The sequence below is a fragment of the Flavobacterium sp. genome, assembly GCF_044368625.1.
In the GTDB taxonomy this organism is placed as follows: Bacteria; Bacteroidota; Bacteroidia; order Flavobacteriales; family Flavobacteriaceae; genus Flavobacterium.
Genome location: NZ_JBIPPD010000366.1, coordinates 1 through 2,779 on the forward strand (window position 1 = coordinate 1; position 2,779 = coordinate 2,779).

At 62.6% G+C, this 2,779-nt stretch carries 4 protein-coding genes; all 4 read right to left on the reverse strand.

The genetic code is table 11. The features are described from left to right. The coding region (locus ACIQ2X_RS16650) for a hypothetical protein (protein WP_396180131.1) at positions 1-831 on the reverse strand (831 nt) is incomplete at its 3' end. After that, a complete protein-coding gene (locus ACIQ2X_RS16655; RefSeq protein ID WP_396180133.1) occupies positions 828-1,178 on the reverse strand; it encodes a hypothetical protein in 351 nt (116 codons plus the stop codon). The genes ACIQ2X_RS16655 and ACIQ2X_RS16650, both read right to left, overlap by 4 nt. An 8-nt stretch (positions 1,179-1,186) precedes the next feature. After that, complete coding sequence (locus tag ACIQ2X_RS16660) at positions 1,187-1,825, reverse strand: hypothetical protein (RefSeq protein ID WP_396180134.1); 639 nt, start codon at positions 1,823-1,825, stop codon at positions 1,187-1,189. Between the two features lie 3 nt (positions 1,826-1,828). Next, positions 1,829-2,614 (reverse strand): DUF6682 family protein, encoded by a 786-nt coding sequence (locus ACIQ2X_RS16665; RefSeq protein WP_396180136.1) that lies wholly within the window; start codon positions 2,612-2,614, stop codon positions 1,829-1,831. Positions 2,615-2,779: the final 165 nt, after the last annotated feature.

A 2,779-nucleotide genomic window follows, 5' to 3' on the forward strand; every position in this document is an offset into this window, starting at 1 on the left:
GCTCAAGACCGCTGTAACAACGGCGAATTGATTGGCGCTGTCAGCGCTGTTCGAGGCTTCCAGGGCGTGCAGCGCTGATGCCTGCGAGTGCGCCAGGGAGCCTGCGGCAGCGATCTCAGCAGAGGTGGCCAAGGACGATGCGTCCTGCGCATATTTCTTGGCACCGAACCCCTGCCCTGTCTCGACCTCGCTGGTGGTCTTGGTGGCCCATTCCTGGGCCTTGCTTGCGCTGGCGGTCGAGCTGGCTGCGTTGGCAGTGGCAGTCACACTCGAGGCGCTTGCTGAGCTGGCAGAGCCAGCAGCTGCGTTGGCCGACTGGGTTGCATTAGATGCGCTCGTGGCGGCAGCCGTCGCACTCGAGGCAGCTTCTGCGGCCTTGCTGGTGGATAGCGTTGCGGAGCTGGTGGCGGAGGCCTGGCTTGCGGCCGCAGCAATGGCAGAAGTGGAGGCTTCGCCTGCCTTGGTGGTGGCTGTGGCGGCGCTTGCACTGGCAGCCGTGGCCGAGCCAGCGGCACCTGCCTGGGATGCGGTGGCAGCAGTTGCAGACCCAGAGGCGGCATTCTGAGAAGCCAGGGCAGCAGCGGCGGCGGCCTCTGCAGCGTTTTTTGCGGCGGTGGCCGCGGGCGTCACGTCACCCACATCACCGCGCGGGATGACGAAGTTGAAGACGGCATCGGACGTGGTGCCGCTGTTGGTGACGTTGGCCTGGCTGCCCGCCGGGGCGGTGGTCACAGAGCCCACGCGCATCACGCCGCTTGCCCCTTGAGGGCCAGGCGTCGTCACCTCAACAACGGTTACGCCCTGCTCTTCAATAACGACAATATCGGTCATCGCGTGATCTCCCTGGAAACATTGATATCGCCCTCAATGAGGCGTGTGACCGTTCCGTCGCCCGACGTGAGCTCCAGGTCGTACTTGCCTCGCTTCCAGGTGATGGCGGCCGTCGTTGCTGCGCCGAAGATCAGCGTGATCGTGCCGGTGAGCGGCGTGATCGTGATTTTCCCGTTGGCCGTGGACAGCTCAAGCAGGACTTCTTGCGAGGACGTGTTCTGGCGCACCTGCATCTTGGCCGAGTAGCCGGTCAGGTTCACGGGCACGCCGTTGCCGTCCTTCCAGACGATTGGCCTGGCGAGGGTTGCACCCTGCTCGATCTCAAAGTTGTAGGTTGCTGCTGGCATGGTGCCTCTTACGCAAATGGGTGTGGACGGACGGACAGGCTGCCCTCGACCCTGTCGTGCAGGGCGCTGATCTTTGCCTTGAGGACGCCGCCATCAAAGACGTTGCGGTTGTAGGCAGACATCTGAGAGTTGGTCCAGGCCTTGCCCGGGATGACCATCAGGCGGGCCTTGGCGCCACCGATCAGAGCGTCCCAGTACTTGATGGCCAGCTCATCGGGAATCGACGTTGCGTCCATCTTTGGCGCGTAGGCCACGCGCAGGGTCAGGGTGTTGCCATTGACGTCAATCGGGATCGGGAAGATCCGAATCGTCCGGTAGTCGGTCGAGGCGTTGTAGTAGGTGGCCTCAGACCCCTCGGCGGTTTGCCAGTTGGGGATGAGCTCAAAGAGCTGAGGCATGGTGACGGGGCGCAGCTTGCGATTGGATGCCCAGACATCCTTCACGGCCACGATGCGCGCACCGGTGGGCGTGTCCACGTCGATCTCGTTGACACGCTCGCGCACCAGGATCGGATCTTGAATCTCGTTCCAGGCGTGTGTTTCTTGGCAGAACTCGATGACCGCAAAAAGCAGCTGCTGCTTGACGATGGAGTCCGGGCAGCCAGGCAAGTCCGGCAGCAGGTGTGGCAGGAAGTCGTCGAGGTTCATGTGTTACGCCGTGGGTGTTTGCACGCCGGGCAAGTTGGGGTTCAGCGGGAGCGAGCGCAGGTTCGGGTTCACACCGGTGAGTGCGACCACCTGGGCGTTGATCGAGCCCGTGAACATCTGCGAGTGCGCAGAGGCCTGGTTGCCGTTGCTGGCGAACTCGGCGTCCTTCATGTAGGCGCGGGCCAGGATGTAGTTGACCAGGTCATCGACATACTTGTCGTCGACCGAGATCTTCGTGGTGTCGCTCCCGTCCATGCCGTAGCTGCCCGAGACCGTGATCTCAACAGGGTTGGCCAGAAAAGAGATCTCCACCCACACGGCTGGCGTTGCGGGCACACCTGGCGACACGTAGAACAGCTTTGGCGTGCGTGGGTCGAAGGTGAACTGAGACACGGCCGACGCGGTCTGCGTGTGCCAGTCGGGCGAGTTCACATCGAGGATCTCGCGATCAGCCAGGCGGATGGCGCGGCCAGGCGTTGAACCGTTGGTGCCCATGTTGCGCACCACGGACTGGATGTAGTGGCCCATCACCAGGCTTGGCGAGGAGCCATCACCCGGGATGATGCTGTTGGACGCAATCGATTCAATCGACTGCTTGGTGCCGGGAACCAGCTTCACGGCATCCACCCTCGCGCAAGACGACGGCAGGTACTTGGCGATGGCTTTCTGGCCGTCATTGAGCCAGGAGACCAGCTCGCGCTGAGTCCAACGCGTGAACTGCGGCGTGATGTCGTGCAGCTGCGCGGAGACGCGGTAGAGCACGTCTTTCACAAGGATGGAAGATGCCATTCGAGGCTCGCTTTCTTACTTACTCGACGGAGAATGGGAAACGCTGGGTTTCGCGGGTAATGACTTCGCCGCCTTTGCCGAACGACATGAGCTCCTGCTTGGCGTTCTTGAGGATCTGCACGACTTCATCAGGCACTTCCACGGGCACGCCGCGGGGGATCTGAT

Coding starts and splice junctions, on each gene's coding strand:
- ACIQ2X_RS16655 (WP_396180133.1), bottom strand. CDS start 1,178: ATGCCAGCAGCAACCTACAACTTTGAGATCGAGCAGGGTGCAACCCTC.
- ACIQ2X_RS16660 (WP_396180134.1), bottom strand. CDS start 1,825: ATGAACCTCGACGACTTCCTGCCACACCTGCTGCCGGACTTGCCTGGC.
- ACIQ2X_RS16665 (WP_396180136.1), bottom strand. CDS start 2,614: ATGGCATCTTCCATCCTTGTGAAAGACGTGCTCTACCGCGTCTCCGCG.